Source organism: Erwinia pyri, assembly GCF_030758455.1.
In the GTDB taxonomy this organism is placed as follows: Bacteria; Pseudomonadota; Gammaproteobacteria; order Enterobacterales; family Enterobacteriaceae; genus Erwinia; species Erwinia pyri.
In genome coordinates this window covers 1500184-1515916 of record NZ_CP132353.1, presented here as the reverse complement: position 1 = coordinate 1515916, position 15733 = coordinate 1500184, and the positions used below count along the sequence as shown (strand labels likewise).

Here is a 15733-nt window from a genome sequence, read left to right as displayed (position 1 = left end):
CATGAAATATATCGGTGCCCACGTCAGCGCAGCCGGCGGCGTGGATCAGGCGGTGCTTCGCGCACATGAACTCGAAGCTACTGCATTTGCGCTGTTTACCAAAAACCAGCGCCAGTGGCGGGCAGCGCCGCTGACTGATGAAGTCATCTCCGCCTTTCGTTCGGCCTGCGAAAAGTATCACTACAGCTCTGCTCAAATCCTGCCCCACGACAGTTTTCTGATTAACCTGGGGCACCCGGTCGCCGAGGCGCTGGAGAAATCCCGCGCAGCGTTTGTGGATGAGCTTCAGCGCTGTGAGCAGCTAGGCCTGTCGTTGCTGAACTTCCACCCTGGCAGCCACCTGCACCAGATTGACGAAGAGGCCTGCCTGAAGCGCATTGCCGAGTCGGTTAATATCGCACTCGACAAAACTCAGGGCGTCACTGCGGTTATTGAGAATACCGCGGGCCAGGGCACCAACCTCGGTTTTCGCTTTGAACATCTGGCCGCCATTATTGATGGCGTGGAAGATAAGTCGCGCGTGGGCGTCTGTATCGATACCTGTCACACCTTTGCTGGCGGCTATGACTTAAGAACCGAAGAAGAGTGCGTGAAGACGTTTGCCGAGTTCGGGCGCGTGGTGGGTTTTGAGTATCTGCGTGGCATGCATCTGAACGATGCAAAAAGCGACTTTGCCAGCCGCGTTGACCGTCATCACAGCCTCGGTGAAGGCAAAATAGGGAAAACCGTGTTTAGCTGGATGATGAAAGATGAGCGGTTTGATGGCATCCCGCTGATTCTGGAAACCGTGAACCCCGATATCTGGAAAGATGAGATTGCCTGGCTGAAGTCTGAACAGAACTGAAGCTGGCTTACAGCATAAAAAAAGCGCGGTCGCCCGCGCTTTTTTATTGCCTGCAGGAAATCAGGCTTTCGCTAATTCCGCCTCCGGGCGTTTCAGCACCGCGTAGGATAGACCCGCCACCACCGTACCGGCGATGATGGCAATCAGGTAGCCCACCACCGGCGTGATTGCGCCAGGGATCAGCAGCACGAACAGCCCGCCGTGAGGCGCCATCAGTTTAGCCCCTACCGCCATGGAAATAGCGCCGGTCAGCGCGCCGCCGATAATGCAGCAAGGCAGGACGCGCATCGGGTCACGGGCAGCAAACGGGATGGCTCCCTCAGAGATAAAGCACAGGCCCAGAACCAGCGCCGCTTTGCCTCCTTCCTGCTGACCTTTATTGAATTTCTTACGGGCAAGCAGCGTCGCCAGGCCCATCGCCAGCGGCGGCACCATCCCGGCTGCCATGATGGCCGCCATCGGTGCGTAGGTCTGGGAACTCAGCAAGCCTACCCCAAAGGCATAGGCCACCTTGTTCACCGGGCCACCCATATCGGTACACATCATGCCGCCGAGGATTGCGCCCAGCAGCACGGCGTTAGCGGTACCCATATTAGCCAGCCAGTGAGTCAGCCCCTCCATGATTTTGGCAATCGGCGTACCCACCACGTAGATCATCAGCAAACCGGTGATCAGGCTGGCGACCAGCGGAATAACCAGGATCGGTTTTAACGCTTCCATACTCTGCGGCAGCTTGAGCTTGCTGCTGATAAATTTCGCAGCGTAACCGGCTATAAAGCCAGCGATAATCCCGCCAAGGAATCCGGCGTTGATGCTGGTGGCGATCATCCCGCCAATCAGGCCAGGCGTCAGGCCCGGACGGTCAGCGATGGAAAAGGCGATAAAGCCTGCCAGCACAGGAACCATCAGGGCAAAGGCGCTTCCGCCGCCGATCTGCATCAATGCAGCCGCCAGCGTACCCTGCTCTTTAAACGCGGTGATGCCGAACGCGAAGGAGAGCGCGATACTCAGGCCGCCCGCAACCACCATCGGCAACATATAAGAAACGCCGGTCAACAGGTGACGATAAGCACCGGCACTCTCTTTCCTGTCATCACTCTGAGAAGCCTGGCTGCCGCCTTTAGGCTGATAAACCCGTGCTTCCGCTACCGCTTTATCCAGCTCCTGCGCCGTCTTTTTCAGCGCCAGACCGGTTGAAGTGCGGTACATCGGTTTTCCGGCAAATTTCGCCAGATCCACTTCGATATCTGCCGCCACGATAACCAGATCGGCTTCGGCCACCTCTTCAGGGGTAATGGCATTGCCTGCGCCCACAGAGCCGCGGGTTTCTACCTTCACCCACCAGCCGCGTTTTTTCGCTTCGGTGTCGATGGCCTCAGCCGCCATAAAGGTATGCGCCACGCCGGTTGGGCAGGCGGTGATAGCAACGATGCGTTTTGGTCTGTTCTCTGCCACAGCGGCCGTTGCCGTTGCCGCTACCGCAGGCGCATGCCAGGGTTTTGCCTCCGTCTGCGCTTTCGCCAGTACTGCATCGGGCTGACGCAGTAGCTGTTCGATATCGGCCAGATAAATGGCTTTCCCCTCAAGCGAAGCGTCGTCAGGAACGTGTTTACCGGCGACAATGATCTGGTCTGCTTCGGCCAGGTTATCGGTCAGCGTCACGCCTTTACTGGCCGCCGCGGCCGTTGTGATATTTTTTGCCAGATAGCCGGTAGCCAGCCCCAGCGAAGAATCAATTATCAGCAGCGTTTTCATTATGCTCTCCTGCTGTCAGTTAAAAGGTTGTAGGTCGACGCGCGCCATCATCGCGGCCAACTGGGTACGATCGGTTACGCCCACGTTGCTCTGGCTGACGGCCATCGCCGCAACAGCCGTAGCCAGACGCAGCGTGTGCTCGCTGGATTCACGCATCAGCAGGCCATAGATCAGCCCGCCAACCATAGAATCCCCGGCACCTACCGTGCTGACCACTTCACAAGCGGGTGGTTTGGCGATCCATTCGCCTGAAGCATTCACCCACAGCGCGCCTTCTGCACCGAGTGAGATAACCACGTGGGCAATGCCCTGCTCCCGCAGCGCATGCGCTGCCTCAATCACGTCCTGCAAATCTGGCAGCTTACGGCCAGCCCAGATTTCCAGCTCGCGGCGGTTCGGTTTTACCAGCCAGGGGGCCGCCTTGAGTCCGGCGACCAGCGCTTCACGGCTGCTGTCAAAAATGATGCACGGGCAGTGGGTGCGTAGCGCTTTCATCCAGTCGGTGAAGGCATCCGGCTCCACGCCTGCCGGCAGGCTGCCGCTGACGCAGACCATGTCAAACTGGCCAAGCCAGGTCAGCGAATCGGTGGTGAAACGTTCCCAGTCCTGCGGCGTCACGTCAAAGCCAGAGAAATTAAGGTCGGTGACGTCGCCATCTTTTTCAGTAAGCTTCACGTTGATGCGGGTACGGCCTTCCACGACCTGGAAGCGGTTAGCAATCCCCAGCTCGCTGAACAGATGCTGGAAGCCATCCTGATTCTCTTTCCCCAAAAAACCACCCACGGTGACATCAATGCCCAAATCCTTCAGGACTTTGGCCACGTTAATCCCTTTGCCGGCTGCATGCAGGCCGGTGGTTTTTACCAGGTTGACTTCACCGCGCTCGATTTCTGGCGTGTAACCCACCAGGTCATAGGCGGGATTCAGCGTGATGGTAGCAACGCGTCTGCTCATGCTGCCCCCTCGCCCAGGCCAGCGGAGATAGCTTCACCAATGGCATCCAGCGCCGCGCGGGCATCTTCACCACTGGCGGTGAAGCGCAGGCGATGGCCTTTCTTCACGCCCAGCGCCACCACTTTCATCAGGCTGCGTCCGTTGGCCGGTTTACCGCTGCCGTCAAGATTGGTCACGGTAACGTCACAGTTAAACTGTTTGATAACCGTAACCAGCGCCGTACCCGGACGGGCATGCAACCCGTGCTCGTTACGGATAGTAAACTCTTCAGTGAGCACGTCTGCCTGTTCAGAGACTTCGCTGGTCAGCAGCGCGAGAATGCCCGCCGCATCCGCCTTCAGCAGGCGTTCAGCTTTCTGCTGAATCAGCAGGTCGCTGAGGTAGTTCAGCACGCTCATTGGCCGATCGTCCGTTACCGCTACGGTCAGCAGCAGCGCAGCCTTTTCCCCCGCTACATCAAAGGCTTCAGCCGCACGGCTGATGGCAATGGCGCTGCCGAGGTTGCCTTCGGTGCTGTCGCTCAGCCAGATGCCCTGCCCCAGATTCAGCGGCTTGCCTGAGATCACGCTGCTGACAAAGCGGGCGTCAACGGCGCCAGCCTGCTGCAGACGACCCGCATTCAGTGCCTGTAGCGTCATTAAATCGCTGGCGGCCACCTCTGTGGCGATCAGCGAAGTATCAAATTTAAATTCAGCACCCTGCTTTTCACCCATCAGCAGGCTGCGCAACGTTTCTGCGGAATCGGTGGTTTTCAGCTCTTCAGCCACGCTGTCATCACTCAGCACATGAGTAAGCTGACGTAGCAGCGCAAGATGCTCGTCTGACTTAGCCGCGATACCGATGACCACATACGCGGTCTGATCTTCGCCCCAGGCAATGCCCTGTGGGAACTGGAATACCTGCACGCCGGTCTGCAAAACCAGATCGCGGGTGTCGGTGGTGCCGTGAGGAATGGCAATACCATTGCCCAGATAGGTGGAAGTTTGCTGCTCACGGGCAAGCATCCCGTTGACGTACCCTTCCCCCACATTGCCGGCTGATGTCAGCGCAGCGGCAACCTGGCGGATAGCCTCTTCTTTATTCCCGGCGGTGGCGCCAGGATGGATGGCATCTAATGCTAGCTGGAACATAGTTCTCCTCTCTGCTGAATCTGAATCGTTTCAGCTATTATGAGAAAAAAAGCGCTGGCTGTTGAAGCAACAAGCTGAACAGACACCGCTGAAACGTTTCAAGGAGTGTGGTCCTGTTCACCAACGGCTGGCAAGTTTTACCGTCAACGGCGTAGCAGATTTTTGATGCCACGCACATTTTGCTGACCTTTTTTCGAAAAGCAGCAGGCTGCCGCTGCGTTTGCTGACGGCTGCTGAAAGCGAGTCAGTTGGCGGGACGGAATAAAACAGAGAGGTGTCCGGGTGATAAATGCAGGCTGGGCGCGGGGAAATTTAATCAGGGCGCGGTTTGCTGCTCCAGATCCAGAAGCCAGACCATCGCCTCCTGACGGCTGCTATGGCACATTTCAGCCGTGGGTTTCAGGCCCGCGCAAACCGCAGGCCGCAGCGGCGAGGTGAAGATTTTACAGCGCTGCTGATCATTAAGCTGAACGCAGGGCGTGTTGGCAGGTTTGCCGTTGGGCATGCCGGGAATGGGTGAAGAGATGGAAGGCGCAGTACAACAAGCCCCACAGGCGTCACGGCACTTCATCAAAGATTCCCCGGCGTTGAAAGCGCGACAATAGCAGGCGCATGCGGCGAAGGCTATCCTTTAGTGAGGCACAATTTCACCCTCTCCTTTCTGGTCTGCTACTTGCCTGAAGGGGTGAGCCGGAGTAAGTTGTCGCGAGAAATTTTCACAGCCCAATTATCGAGAGTTCAGAATGCCAAGAGCCAACGAAATTAAAAAAGGGATGGCGGTAAGCCATAACGGTAAGCTGCTGTTAGTCAAAGATATTGATGTGCAGAGCCCCAGCGCACGTGGTGCGTCGACCCTGTATAAAATGCGCTTCACCGATATCCGTACCGGGCTTAAAGTTGAAGAGCGCTTTAAGGGCGACGAAATCATCGACACCATCTCTCTGAGCCGTCGTCAGGTAACCTTCTCTTATATCGATGGCGACGAATACGTCTTTATGGATGATGAGGATTACACGCCCTATGTCTTTAAAGGCGAGCAGATTGAAGAGGAGCTGCTGTTTCTGCCCGAAGGCGGCATTCCCGGCATTCAGGTATTAACCATGGAGGGGCAGATTCTGGCGCTTGAGTTGCCGCAAACGGTGGACATGGAAATTGTGGAAACCACCCCAGGGATCAAAGGGGCATCAGCCAGCGCCCGCACCAAACCGGCTAAAATGAGCACCGGACTGGTGATTCAGGTTCCGGAGTATCTGAGCAACGGCGATAAAATCCGCATTCATATTCCCGAGCGTCGCTATATGGGACGTGCCGAATAACGTTGTAAGGCGGTGCGCTGTGCATCGCCTTACATGTTATGTTATAACGTTTAATTATAATTCTGCGTCAGGATCGCCCGCTGGTGAGTGCTGTCCAGCCAGCGCAGCTCAGAGCTACCTATCGCCGGTGGCAAATGCTGAAGGGCCGAAACGGGAGCGCTTATCATCTGATTTTTTCCCTCCCGAAAACAGGATGTCATGACCCGATTCTGCTGCATATCCGTTGTACAACTGGTTTCCATCACTGCACCCTGGAACTGAAGGTTGCCAGAACTATTTTCTGTAGCCCTCTCCTGTGCCAGTGCATGGCTTGTTCCCGTAGCCAGAAGCATAATTATTAAAGCCGGTTGAATGCTTTTCATCATAACCCTCACTATCGCGTTTGTTGTCTGATAAGCATAGATGTCTGGCAGCAAACATCCTGAACATAAACCACAGCGATTTCATCTGTAGCAACAGATATGAAATCGGCCAAAAACAGCAAAACTTGATAAGCGATCGTCGTTACAGGAGAGATAAATGACCCGTGTAAACCTGATTACCGGCTTTTTGGGCAGCGGTAAGACCACCACCCTGCTGCACCTGCTGGCTAATAAACCAGAGAATGAACGCTGGGCGGTGCTGGTGAATGAATTTGGTGAGGTCGGTATCGACGGTGCGCTGCTGGCAGAAAGCGGCGCCATTCTGAAAGAGATCCCCGGCGGCTGCATGTGCTGCGTCAACGGTCTGCCGATGCAGGTTGGGCTTAATATGCTGCTGAAGCAGGCTAAACCTGACCGCCTGCTGATTGAACCCACCGGTCTGGGTCATCCTAAGCAGATTCTGGATATGCTTTCGGCAGAGGTCTATCGCCCATGGCTGACCCTGGATGCCTCTCTCTGCGTATTGGATCCCCGCCAGTTTGCCGATTCCCGCGTCGTGGCGAATGAAAATTTCCGCGATCAGCTGGCCGCAGCCGATATCATCGTAGCTAATAAAGAAGATCGCTGGCAGGCGGAGGACAGAACAGCCCTGGCGCAGTGGCAGAGTAACGATGCGCTGCAACGGCCGGTGATCCCGGTCAGCTTTGGCAAAATAGAGCAGAGGGTGCTGGCGCAGCCGCGCCTGAATCTGCGCACGTTACCCCAGGCGCAGCATCATCATGCACACGCAGCGCCCCCTTCCGGGCTGGCTGCTCTGTCATTGACTTCGGGAACACGCTGGCGGCGATCGCTAAATCAGGGTCAGGGCTACCATGCCTGCGGCTGGATTTTTGATGATGAGACCGTGTTTGACACCATTGGCCTGCTCGAATGGGTCCGTCTTGCGCCCGTTACCCGCGTAAAGGGGGTAATGCGTATTAAGGAGGGACTGGTCAGCGTTAACCGTCAGGGCGAAGACTTTCATATTGAAACCCGCCCCTCTTCGCCGCCGGACAGCCGTATTGAAATGATCCATGAAGCGGAAGCGGACTGGAACAGCTTGCAAAGTTCTTTGTTGAAACTTCGTTTAACTCCTGAGGTATAATCTGCGCCATTACTATTTCTTAATTTATCCTTAACCCGAAATGACCACTAACCGTTTACTGACCATCCTGGTACTCAATGTACTGGGATTTGCGCTTTTCTTTTCCTGGTATCTGCCGGTTAACCACGGTTTCTGGTTCCAGCTGGATAAAAATATCTTTTACTGGTTTAACGACCGGCTGCTGACCAATAAGCCGCTGCTCTGGCTGCTGGCTATTACCAACTTCCGCGCCTTTGACGGCGTTTCATTACTGGCGATGGGCGGCTTATATCTGCATTTCTGGCGGCGTGAAACAGCCCCAGGCCGCCGCAGATTACTGGCTGTTGGCATTGCAATGTTAATTTGTGCCGTGGGGCTGAACCAGCTGGGGCATTTGATCCCGGTCTCCCATCCCAGCCCGACCAAATTTTTCCCGGACGTTAATCACGTCACGAAATTAACCGGGATCCCCGCTAAAGATGCTTCATCAGACAGCTTCCCGGGAGACCACGGCATGATGCTAATGATATTTGCCTGCTTTATGCTGCGTTATTTTACGCGCCGCGCCTTTATGATTGCGGTAGCCATTGTGATTGTATTCGCTTCACCACGTATTATGATCGGCGCACACTGGTTTACTGATGTGGTCGTGGGTTCACTCTCAGTGGTGCTGGTGGGCATGAGCTGGTGCTTACTGACCCCGCTTAGCGATTACCTGGTTAATGCGCTCTATCGTCACCTGCCGGGCAAATATAAACCCGCTAAGTAATATCGATTCGGGGCGATAAAAAAGAGGCTGATTAATCAGTTTTTTATTTATCGCCCTTATTATTAGTCTCCTTACTAAACGGCACAGAGAAGTTTTGGTTATGGTTACCGCCCCCGCAAATATGGTGACTAAACGCTATTGTCCAGCGTGATTAATCTCATTTTTCCGGCTCCGCCTGTTTTTTGCGCACTTCGTTCCATTATTCCCTCAAGTTTTCTCCATGATTGCCGATAAAATGCGCGCATTAATAGATTCCTGTTTCATATCAAAAAAACCTATAAAAAAGTCGCTCAAACCCCTCGCTATGGGGCTTGTAATCGGGTAACCTCACTTTCAGTTAGGCTACTTCAGTAGACCATTTCCAGGATTTACGCTAAAAAATGTGCTTCCCTGCACACTTCTGCGTTTCAGGAATTGTCTTACCCTGTCGCGCTAATTAATCTCGTTTCGTTTCGCAACTTTTCTAACGACCTCGTCGTTAAGGACCTCAAGGGATCACAAACATAATGGTCAAGTCTCAACCAATACTGAGATATATCTGGCGGGTGTTGCCCGCAATCGCATTAGCGACAGTTTTATCAGCATGTAGCTCGACGAATACCAGCAATAATGCACAAACTGATACTCATGCAGTTAAAGGCCAGAATGGCTTTTTACTTCAAGCGTCTCAGGATGAATTCGAACAGATGGTCCAGAACGTGGATATTAAATCCCGTCTGATGGATCAGTATGCGGACTGGAAAGGCGTTCGTTACCGTCTCGGCGGTACCAGCAAACGCGGCATTGATTGTTCGGCATTTGTACAGACCACCTTCCGTGAGCAGTTTGGTTTAGATCTTCCCCGTTCGACCTATGAGCAGGAAGACTCCGGAAAAAGCATTAACCGTGGCAAGTTACGTCCGGGTGATATCGTTCTGTTCCGCGCCGGTTCTACCGGTCGGCATGTCGGCATCTACCTCGGCAACGATAACTTTGTTCACGCTTCTACCAGCAGTGGCGTTATGATCTCAAGTCTGAACGACAGCTACTGGAAGAAGCGTTACCGCGAAGCGCGCCGGGTGCTGAGCCACACGCCGAGCTGATTTCAGATCCCTGAAGTCTGCGAAAACGAGATAATAAACGCTGCTTTGGCAGCGTTTTTTTTTAGCCGTCGGCCGTCACTGAGAAGCCGATGTCTGCCGCCGCTCCGTGCGGAACCGCAGCGACGGCCTGTTTTAGCGCTTACGCGCGATCTTTCTTCCGGGGCGAGTGTCTGGAAGCGTAAAGAGCCGCGGTTTGCCGTTGCTTCGCCTGTTGCGCTGCTGCTAACCTTGCGGCATCTGTCTTTCCGGGAGCTGATTAACACCATGATCTTGCGCTGGTTTACATTTTTACTTTTCAGCCTGTTTACGCTTGCTGCCCGCGCTGAAAATATCAATGAGAGTTATGCCTTCGCGCAGCTTGGTGAACCTAAATACGCTACTCAGTTTACCCACTATGATTATGCCAATCCCGCCGCCCCAAAGGGCGGAAGCATTACCCTCTCCGCTATCGGTACCTATGACAACTTTAACCGGTTTGCCACGCGCGGGAATCCTGGCGCGGGCACGGATACGCTCTACGATCCGCTGTTCACTACTTCCGATGATGAAACGGGCAGCTATTATCCCCTGATAGCTGAATTTGCCCGTTATCCTGACAGCAGCCGCTGGATTGAGGTCACCCTGAATCCCCGGGCGCGTTTCCATGATGGTTCCGCCATCACCGCAGAAGATGTCGCCTTCACCTTCCATAAATTTATGACGGAAGGGGTGCCGCAATATCGCGTTTTCTATAAGGGCGTGACGGCAAAAGCGATTTCACGCCTGACGGTGCGGTTTGAGCTGCCGGAGAGTAACCGTGACAAAATGCTCTCTCTGCTCTCCACGCCGGTCTTTCCGGAAAAGTTCTGGAAGGATCATGACCTTGGGGAGCCGCTGGCAAAGCCGCCCCTCTCCAGTGGCCCTTACCGGGTCGCCTCTTATAAAGTGGGTCAGTACATCACCTATACGCGGGTTAAGGATTACTGGGCTGCCGATTTGCCGGTCAATAAAGGGCGCTTTAATTTTGATACGCTGCGCTATGACTATTACCTGGATGACAACGTAGCCTTTGAAGCCTTTAAGGCTGGTGCGTTTGACTTCCGTACCGAAGGCTCGGCCAAGAAATGGGCCACACAGTATCGCGGCAAAAATTTTGATAATCACTTTATCAGCAAAGAGGAGCAGCCGAATGAGGTGGCCACCAACTCCACCTGGCTGGCGTTTAACGTGCAGAAACCGCAGTTCAGCGATCGGCGTGTCAGGGAAGCCCTCTCCCTGAGCTTTGACTTTGAGTGGATGAATAAAGCGCTGTTTTACCATGCCTATAAGCGCACACGCAGCTATTTTCAGAACACCGAGTATGCCGCCACGGGCTATCCCGACGCGCAGGAGCTTGAGCTGTTGGGGCCGCTGAAAGGAAAAATTCCTGATGAGGTCTTTTCGCAGATCTATCAGCCTTCCCATACCGACGGCAGCGGCTATGATCGGGACAATATGCTGAAGGCACTGGCGCTGCTGAAACAGGCGGGCTGGGAGCTGAAAAATCACCGGCTGACCAACGTCAAAACCGGCAAGCCTTTCGTTTTTGAGCTGCTGCTGCGCAGCGGCGGCAACGATCAGTGGGTGCTGCCGTTCCAGCATAACCTCAGCCGGTTGGGGATCACCCTGACTATTCGCCAGGTCGACAGCTCGCAATATCTGGCACGGCTGCGCAAAAGCGACTTTGATATGCTGCCCTCCCCCTACCCTGCTATGCCCTTCCCGGACAGCAATCTGCAGATTTACTGGGCCTCTGCCTTTATTGACTCCAGCTATAACCGCCCGCATGTGAAGAGCCAGGTACTGGACGAACTGATTGCCAAAATCAACCAGCATCAGGGCGATAAGGCTGCCCTCCTGCCTCTTGGCAGGGCGCTGGATCGCGTGTTGACCTGGAATTACTACATGATCCCGATGTGGTACAACGCCACGAACCGCTATGCCTACTGGAACAAGTTTTCCATGCCTGGTACGCGCCCTGATTATTCTCTGGGCTTCGACAGCTGGTGGTATGATGTGAATAAAGCCGCGCGACTGCCGGCCCAACGTCGTTAAGGAGAGGAGCTTGGGCGCCTATTTACTTCGCAGAGTGCTGCTGGTGATCCCCACCCTGTGGGCGATCATCACCATTAACTTCTTTATTGTGCAGATAGCGCCAGGCGGGCCAGTTGACCAGGCGCTCGCCAATATCGAGTTTGGGCAAACCACCGGAATGCCGGGCGGAGGGAGCGGCGGTGAAGCGCAGGCGCGCACCAGGCTCAACGCCAGCCCGGCTGACAGCCAGTATCGCGGTTCCCGCGGGCTGGATCCTGAAGTCATTGCAGAGATCACTAAACGCTACGGCTTTGACAAGCCGCTGCATGAACGTTACTTCACCATGCTGTGGAACTACCTGCGCTTTGATTTTGGTGACAGCCTGTTTCGCAGCAGCTCGGTTATTCAGCTGATTAAAGAGAGCCTGCCGGTTTCCGTGACGCTGGGGCTGTGGAGTACGCTGATAATCTATCTGGTTTCAATTCCGCTGGGCATTAAAAAAGCGGTGCGTAACGGCAGCGCCTTTGATATCTGGAGCAGCTCGCTGATTATTACCGGCTATGCCATCCCCTCTTTCCTGTTTGGTATTCTGCTGATTGTGCTGTTTGCCGGCGGCAGTTATCTGGACTGGTTCCCGTTGCGAGGGCTGGTCTCTGCCCAGTTCGACTCCCTGCCCTGGTACGGCAAAATTACCGATTATCTGTGGCATATCACTCTGCCGGTTATCGCCACGGTGGTGGGCGGCTTCGCCACGCTCACTATGCTGACTAAAAACTCATTTATGGATGAGATCCGCAAACAGTACGTGGTGACCGCCCGCGCCAAAGGGCTGGATGAGAAAAAAATCCTCTATCGCCATGTGTTCCGCAACGCCATGCTGCTGGTGATTGCCGGCTTCCCGGCAACCTTTATCAGCATGTTTTTTACCGGTTCGCTGCTGATAGAGGTGATGTTCTCCCTGAACGGCCTGGGACTGCTGGGCTATGACGCCACCATCCAGCGCGATTATCCGGTGATGTTTGGCACGCTCTATATTTTCACGCTGATTGGCCTGCTGCTGAATATCCTGAGCGATATCACCTATACGCTGGTCGATCCGCGCATCGATTTTGAGGGACGCTGATGAGCCGCTTAAGCCCCGTTAATCAGGCGCGCTGGGCCCGATTCCGCCATAACCGCCGTGGTTACTGGTCGCTCTGGATTTTTGCCGTTCTGTTTCTGCTCTGCCTGGGTGCCGAGCTGATAGCCAACGACAAGCCGCTGCTGGTGCACTATCACGACCGCACCTATTTTCCACTGCTGGTGGATTACGATGAAACCGACTTCGGCGGCGCTTTAGCCACGGCGGCGGATTATCAGGATCCCTGGCTGAAATCGCGCCTGGATAAAGAGGGCTGGGCAATCTGGGCGCCTGTGCGCTTTGGTGATGGCACGATCAATTTTGCCACCGCGGTCCCCTTCCCTTCCCCTCCTTCGACCCAGAACTGGCTGGGCACCGATGCCAACGGCGGCGATGTGCTGGCGCGTATTCTATACGGTACGCGTATTTCGCTGATTTTTGGCCTGATGCTGACGCTGGCCTCAAGCCTGATCGGCATTGTGGTCGGCGCCTCGCAGGGCTATTACGGCGGCAGGGTGGATCTCTGGGGCCAGCGATTTATTGAAGTCTGGTCCGGCATGCCGACCCTGTTTTTGATCATTCTGCTGTCGAGCGTTATCCAGCCCGGTTTCTGGTGGCTGCTGGCGATCACGGTCGCTTTTGGCTGGATGCAGCTGGTGGGCGTGGTCAGAGCTGAATTCCTGCGTACCCGCAACTTCGACTATATTCGTGCGGCGCAGGCGCTTGGCGTCAGCGACAGTAAGATTATGTCCCGTCATATGCTGCCCAACGCCATGGTTGCCACCCTGACCTACCTGCCGTTTATTTTATGCGGTTCAATCACCACCCTGACCTCGCTCGATTTCCTCGGCTTCGGGTTGCCGCTGGGGTCGCCTTCATTAGGCGAACTCCTGCTGCAGGGGAAAAATAACCTGCAGGCGCCCTGGCTGGGGATCACCGCCTTCTTCTCACTGGCGATCCTGCTGTCGCTGCTCATTTTTATCGGCGAAGCGGTTCGTGACGCCTTTGATCCCAGTAAGGTGTACTGATGGCATTGCTGAGCGTAAATAATCTGAGCATCGCCTTTCGTCAGGGCGACGTGGAGCGTCTGGTAGTCAACGATCTGTCGCTTTCTGTTGATGCCGGTGAAACTCTGGCGCTGGTAGGAGAGTCCGGTTCCGGGAAAAGCGTCACGGCGCTGTCGATGATGCGGTTGTTGCCCTCGCCGCCTGTTAACTATCCACAGGGCAAGATCCTGTTTTCCGGTCAGGATGTTCTGCAAGCGAATGAACAAACGCTACGCGGCCTGCGCGGTAACCGCATGGCGATGATCTTTCAGGAGCCGATGGTGTCGCTTAATCCGCTGCACAGCATCGAAAAGCAGCTCTATGAAGTGCTGTCGCTGCATCGGGGCATGCGTAAAGAGGCGGCCCGGGCAGAGATGCTGACCTGCCTGGATCGGGTAGGGATCCGTCAGGCCGCCAGACGCCTGAAGGATTTCCCGCATCAGCTTTCCGGCGGCGAGCGTCAGCGCGTGATGATTGCGATGGCGCTGCTGACTCAGCCTGAACTGCTGATCGCCGACGAACCCACCACGGCGCTGGACGTGACCGTGCAGGCACAAATTTTGACGCTGCTGAAAGAGTTAAAGCAGGAGATGAATATGGGGCTGCTGTTTATCACCCATAATCTCAATATCGTGCGTCAACTGGCTGACAGCGTGGTAGTTATGCGGAACGGCCAGGCGGTGGAGAGCAATATCACCGCGAAGCTGTTCAGTGCGCCTGCTCACGCCTACACGCAGGCGCTGCTTAATGCTGAACCCGAAGGGCGCCCTGCCCCGGCAGACAGCGAAGCGCCGCCTTTGCTGCAGGTTAAAGATCTTCGGGTCGCCTTTCCCCTGAAACAGGGATTTCTGCGGCGGATCGGCGGTTACCATCATGCGCTGAAATCGCTGAGCTTTACGCTGCGGCCAGGGGAAAGTCTGGGTCTGGTCGGCGAGTCCGGTTCCGGGAAAAGCACCACCGGCCTGGCGTTGCTGCGGCTGATTGCCTCAGAAGGTGAAATCTGGTTTCGTGACCAGCCGCTGCACCTGTGGGACCGCCGCAAAATGTTGCCGGTTCGCCGTCAGGTGCAGGTTGTTTTCCAGGATCCTAATTCTTCGCTGAATCCCCGGCTGAGCGTGCTGCAGATTATCGCTGAAGGTCTGCAGGTGCATCATCCCAGTCTGGATGCGGCAGCGCGTGAGGCGAAAGTGAAAGAGGCGATGCAGGAGGTCGGTCTTGATGCGGATACCCGGCACCGTTATCCGGCTGAGTTTTCGGGCGGACAGCGTCAGCGCATCGCCATTGCCCGCGCGCTTATTCTGCAACCCCAGCTGATTATTCTGGATGAACCAACCTCTTCCCTTGACCGCTCGGTACAGAAGCAGATCCTGGCGCTGTTGCTGAAGCTTCAGCAAACTCATCGCCTGGCCTACATTTTTATCAGCCATGATTTGAAGGTGGTGCGTTCGCTATGCCATCAGGTGGTGGTGCTGCGGGAGGGAGAAGTGGTGGAACAAGGTGAGTGTGAAGCGTTGTTTGCTGCGCCCCGAGCAGAATATACCCGGCAGCTACTCTCTCTTGCCTGACCAGATAAGGTCAGGCAGAAGCATCCTGAAAGGGTTCGGCGATGCCCACCCCAAAGTTTTTCAGCCGACAGGTAGTCGCACTCTCATCCTGACGAGTCACAAACAGGCAGGGTTCGCCTGCGCACTCCACTACGGCACACTCAATCTGAATTTCCGCCAGCGCATCCTGGATCATGCCCATGATCTCCCATGCCTGGTCGCCCTCATGGCTGAGCAGCGTAAGGCCAATCAGATCGTCATCGGCAGAGAGGTTATTTATCACCAGCGGTTCGACGCTGCTGCCAGCGGGTCCCGCTCCCCATCGGTAGCTTTGCGGTAAACGATGTACCACAGAATGTTGTAACGTATTCACCCAAACTCCCCAGACCGGTATCGGTCCCTCTTCAGCTACGCAAACCTGCTTTTATCAGCATCATCAGGACCCGTAATGACTTTGTTCTTCCCTCTCTTACAGGGCTGATTTTGAGAAGTATCTCTCATTTTAACGTTATATTTACCGCGTCAGGGGCGGAATAACAACTGATTTGTTGCAAGACGGTAACTTTTCCATCGGTTATTTTTACAAATAAATAACAATACTTTTGCTGAGGGTTATTCATGGCAGAACATCCCGGA

General features: G+C 55.0%; 15 protein-coding genes. 9 read left to right on the top strand and 6 right to left on the bottom strand.

Going from position 1 to position 15733, the window contains the following annotated elements; all coding sequences use genetic code 11:
• Nucleotide 1 precedes the first annotated feature (1 nt).
• Nucleotides 2-844, top strand: a complete 843-nt coding sequence (gene nfo, locus Q3V30_RS07045; RefSeq protein WP_306211714.1) for a deoxyribonuclease IV — start codon at nucleotides 2-4, stop codon at nucleotides 842-844.
• A 60-nt stretch (nucleotides 845-904) separates the two neighbouring features.
• Here the strand turns inward: nfo and fruA are convergent, their stop codons facing one another.
• The 4 genes from fruA to Q3V30_RS07025 form a co-directional block, all read right to left on the bottom strand.
• Nucleotides 905-2599 (bottom strand): PTS fructose transporter subunit IIBC, encoded by a 1695-nt coding sequence (gene fruA, locus Q3V30_RS07040; RefSeq protein ID WP_306211712.1) that lies wholly within the window; start codon nucleotides 2597-2599, stop codon nucleotides 905-907.
• Nucleotides 2600-2614: 15 nt separating this feature from the next.
• Complete coding sequence (fruK, locus tag Q3V30_RS07035; protein WP_306211710.1) at nucleotides 2615-3553, bottom strand: 1-phosphofructokinase; 939 nt, start codon at nucleotides 3551-3553, stop codon at nucleotides 2615-2617.
• A complete protein-coding gene (gene fruB, locus Q3V30_RS07030; protein WP_306211708.1) occupies nucleotides 3550-4683 on the bottom strand; it encodes a fused PTS fructose transporter subunit IIA/HPr protein in 1134 nt (377 codons plus the stop codon). Before fruB ends, fruK begins: the two co-directional genes overlap by 4 nt.
• Before the next feature lie 316 nt (nucleotides 4684-4999).
• Nucleotides 5000-5254: a YkgJ family cysteine cluster protein gene (locus tag Q3V30_RS07025; protein ID WP_306211706.1), complete on the bottom strand. Its 255-nt coding sequence runs from the start codon at nucleotides 5252-5254 to the stop codon at nucleotides 5000-5002.
• 172 nt (nucleotides 5255-5426) lie between these two features.
• Between Q3V30_RS07025 and yeiP the strand changes: the two genes are divergently transcribed.
• Complete coding sequence (yeiP, locus tag Q3V30_RS07020; RefSeq protein ID WP_306211704.1) at nucleotides 5427-5999, top strand: elongation factor P-like protein YeiP; 573 nt, start codon at nucleotides 5427-5429, stop codon at nucleotides 5997-5999.
• Between the two features lie 50 nt (nucleotides 6000-6049).
• Here yeiP and Q3V30_RS07015 read toward each other — a convergent pair whose 3' ends face one another.
• Nucleotides 6050-6364, bottom strand: coding sequence for a hypothetical protein (locus Q3V30_RS07015; RefSeq protein ID WP_306211702.1), 315 nt, complete (start codon nucleotides 6362-6364; stop codon nucleotides 6050-6052).
• 154 nt (nucleotides 6365-6518) lie between these two features.
• Between Q3V30_RS07015 and Q3V30_RS07010 the strand changes: the two genes are divergently transcribed.
• The 7 genes from Q3V30_RS07010 (at nucleotide 6519) to yejF (ending at nucleotide 15118) form a co-directional block, all read left to right on the top strand.
• On the top strand, nucleotides 6519-7505 hold the full coding sequence (locus Q3V30_RS07010) for a CobW family GTP-binding protein (protein ID WP_306211700.1): 987 nt from the start codon (nucleotides 6519-6521) through the stop codon (nucleotides 7503-7505).
• Between the two features lie 40 nt (nucleotides 7506-7545).
• Complete coding sequence (locus Q3V30_RS07005; protein ID WP_306211698.1) at nucleotides 7546-8253, top strand: phosphatase PAP2 family protein; 708 nt, start codon at nucleotides 7546-7548, stop codon at nucleotides 8251-8253.
• 506 nt (nucleotides 8254-8759) lie between these two features.
• Nucleotides 8760-9335, top strand: coding sequence for a bifunctional murein DD-endopeptidase/murein LD-carboxypeptidase (gene mepS / locus Q3V30_RS07000; protein WP_306211696.1), 576 nt, complete (start codon nucleotides 8760-8762; stop codon nucleotides 9333-9335).
• 264 nt (nucleotides 9336-9599) lie between these two features.
• The gene (locus Q3V30_RS06995; protein WP_306211694.1) at nucleotides 9600-11408 is read left to right on the top strand and encodes an extracellular solute-binding protein; all 1809 of its coding nucleotides are present in this window, start codon (nucleotides 9600-9602) and stop codon (nucleotides 11406-11408) included.
• Nucleotides 11409-11418: 10 nt separating this feature from the next.
• Entirely contained in the window at nucleotides 11419-12510 is a 1092-nt protein-coding gene (locus Q3V30_RS06990; RefSeq protein ID WP_306211692.1) for a microcin C ABC transporter permease YejB, read from the top strand.
• Nucleotides 12510-13535: a microcin C ABC transporter permease gene (locus Q3V30_RS06985; RefSeq protein WP_306211690.1), complete on the top strand. Its 1026-nt coding sequence runs from the start codon at nucleotides 12510-12512 to the stop codon at nucleotides 13533-13535. Before Q3V30_RS06990 ends, Q3V30_RS06985 begins: the two co-directional genes overlap by 1 nt.
• Nucleotides 13535-15118, top strand: coding sequence for a microcin C ABC transporter ATP-binding protein YejF (gene yejF / locus Q3V30_RS06980; protein WP_306211688.1), 1584 nt, complete (start codon nucleotides 13535-13537; stop codon nucleotides 15116-15118). The genes Q3V30_RS06985 and yejF overlap by 1 nt, the downstream gene beginning before the upstream one ends.
• Nucleotides 15119-15128: 10 nt before the next feature.
• Here the strand turns inward: yejF and Q3V30_RS06975 are convergent, their stop codons facing one another.
• On the bottom strand, nucleotides 15129-15470 hold the full coding sequence (locus Q3V30_RS06975; RefSeq protein WP_306211686.1) for a YejG family protein: 342 nt from the start codon (nucleotides 15468-15470) through the stop codon (nucleotides 15129-15131).
• Nucleotides 15471-15733 lie beyond the last annotated feature (263 nt).